The sequence below is a fragment of the Aeromonas sp. HMWF014 genome, assembly GCF_963878295.1.
GTDB lineage: Bacteria > Pseudomonadota > Gammaproteobacteria > Enterobacterales > Aeromonadaceae > Aeromonas > Aeromonas popoffii.
On sequence record NZ_CAWNYS010000375.1, the window covers coordinates 1 to 1,386 of the forward strand.

The window sequence follows — 1,386 nt, forward strand, 5'->3', positions numbered from 1 at the left end:
ATGGTGTTCTCCACCCCACCGGCGGCACTGACGTGGGCTCCGATATATTTCATGAGATCTCCTCTGCTCTGTGAGAGCGCCATTATGCCGATCTCCCCCGCCAGCGCCAAACCGGGATCCTCGATGGCCGCCATAGACGCACTGTATGTTCGCAGACTGATTTTGCCCGCCATCAACTGTTTAAACCGGCACATCGCCGTTTCCACCAGCGAGCGACGGTGAGACCTCGACATCTTCTTCCAGTGCGCCACCCCTTCCTTGCGCATCACCAGCGCCGCCTCATGTATCGGATCTCCCTTTTTCCATAACCCCGCGCTCTTGCGAGGCGGGATAAAGGCTGTCGCCCCTTTGTGCGCGATCAGCTGATGGCTGGCTTTGCTGTAATAGGCGCCATCTGCATAAACTCGCCCCAGCTTGCGCCGCAGTGGGCTGAGCAATGTCGGCAGCACCTCAGCGTCAGTGGTGTCCCAGCCCCCCGGTACAGACCTTCTACAAGCTGGCCGAGCGGCTCACCCCGCTGCTCGAACCCAAGGCCTGACGCTCGGCTGACCCTCATGAAAACGCCGGCAAGTTGCCGGCGCTTTTATTGGTCAAGATACTAACATTCAATCACTTGCCGGTTTACTTTTCTAAGGCGAAAACCTGGGTGTAGTTGGTCAGGGTACGCAGACTGACGTCACCAGGCAGGCCATTCTCGTCATAGAGCGCCAGCGCCCCCGTCTGCGTGTTGTGACCCAGCAGCTGATGGGTGCTCTTGTTGCTGAGCGCATCACTATTAGGCTTCCACTCCCAATGTTGTCTCAGGTCTAGGCTGCAGACCTGCATCTTTCCGAGGTTGCTGGCATCCAGGCAGTAGCCGGTATCCCGTGCACTAACATAGCGGCCGTACTGGTCATAGATGAAAGACTGGTCGGTCGAGGTCTCGTTACACATCACGGCGCTCACGTTTTGCTGGGTATTGACGCTCAGGCAACGGTTGCTAAAGCCCCCCAGCTGCAAGTTGACCGGGCGACCGCCGGTAAACACCGGGTGCTTCCAATCCACCGTGAAACTGGTGGATGCAGTCACCCGTCTGCGCATATTGGCATCGTCGAAGCCATAGTATTTCGTCATAAATGCAAAATCGTATCCGGTGTAAATGGGACGGATGTTGACCGAGGAGTCAATGTAAAAGTAGGTGGAGCCCGTCTCGCCCGCGCTCGCCTTGTAGATGACGTCAAGATTCGGCACGAATCCCATGTAGCTGAGCGGCTTGATGCGATTGTGATCCACAGGGTAGCCTTTGTCCTTATTCAGGGACTCATTGGAGTACAGCAGAGACTGCGCAGTGGCATATTGCTCCCGCACCCAGCTGAAATTCACCTGCTGGGCGCTCCCCGAGTAATT

General features: G+C 56.8%; 1 protein-coding gene and 1 pseudogene. Both read right to left on the reverse strand.

Annotation, left to right across the window (positions count from 1 at the left end):
- Nucleotides 1-122: 122 nt before the first annotated feature.
- Nucleotides 123-458, reverse strand: a pseudogene (locus tag AAC083_RS15400) (transposase); the annotation flags it as partial.
- 163 nt (nucleotides 459-621) lie between these two features.
- Nucleotides 622-1,386, reverse strand: a 765-nt coding sequence (locus tag AAC083_RS15405; protein ID WP_219927896.1) for a leukocidin family pore-forming toxin, incomplete at its 5' end; no start/stop codon positions are given.